Origin of the sequence: Adlercreutzia muris (assembly GCF_041223505.1) — a bacterium.
GTDB lineage: Bacteria > Actinomycetota > Coriobacteriia > Coriobacteriales > Eggerthellaceae > Adlercreutzia > Adlercreutzia muris.
On record NZ_JBCLQK010000015.1, the window covers coordinates 39235 to 40035 of the forward strand.

General features: G+C 60.4%; 1 protein-coding gene. It reads left to right on the top strand.

Annotation, left to right across the window (positions count from 1 at the left end; genetic code table 11):
* On the top strand, positions 1–732 hold a 732-nt coding region (locus AAK988_RS10795; RefSeq protein WP_369880744.1), incomplete at its 5' end, for a glucosaminidase domain-containing protein.
* Positions 733–801: the final 69 nt, after the last annotated feature.

An 801-nucleotide genomic window follows, 5' to 3' on the forward strand; every position in this document is an offset into this window, starting at 1 on the left:
TACTACTTCAACCCCTCGACCTTCCGGAGCGCCCGCTGGGAGCAGAGGATCGACGGGAAGGCCTACTACTTCGACGGGCGAGGCGTGCAGCACCAAGGGTGGCTGACCTGGAACGCGGACGGTTCTAAGTCGTATTTCGATCCGGCCAACGGGGGCGCTATGGTTACCGGGCAGGCGACTATCGATGGCACGTTGTACGACTTTGGGGCTGACGGCAAAATCCGGAACATGATTATGGGCTTGCCGAGGACGACCGTGGACGCGATGGTTCGCGACTTCAAGTCGCAGGGCAAGAACTACCCCTCTCAGGTCTATGCCGCCAAGGGCGCTCCTACGATTGAGAGTTTCTGCAAGATCCTCTACGAGGAGGCTACTGCAGAGGGGGTTCGGCCGGCCGTGCTGTATGCCCAGGTTATGTTGGAGACGGGGTGGCTTCAGTTCAAGGGCAGCAGCGTGAAGCCGGAGCAGTGCAATTTCGGTGGCATTGGGGCGACCGACAAGGATCCCAAGCCGGCAACATTCGCCGATGTGCGTACGGGGTTGCGTGCCCAGGTGCAGCACCTCAAGGCCTATGGCTCGACAGAGGCCTTGAAGAACCCCTGCGTCGATCCCCGCTTCCATTTGGTCAAGCGCGGTGTCGCGCCTTATGTGGCTGACCTGGCCGGCCGTTGGGCAAGCGACAAGGAGTACGGCATCAAGCTCAACAAGCTGATCGACCGCGTTGCTGAGTAGTAACCTCTCGCGGTACCATCGATCACCTGGCTTGGTACCGGCGATCAGCAAAAGGCGGTACCGCGAGTA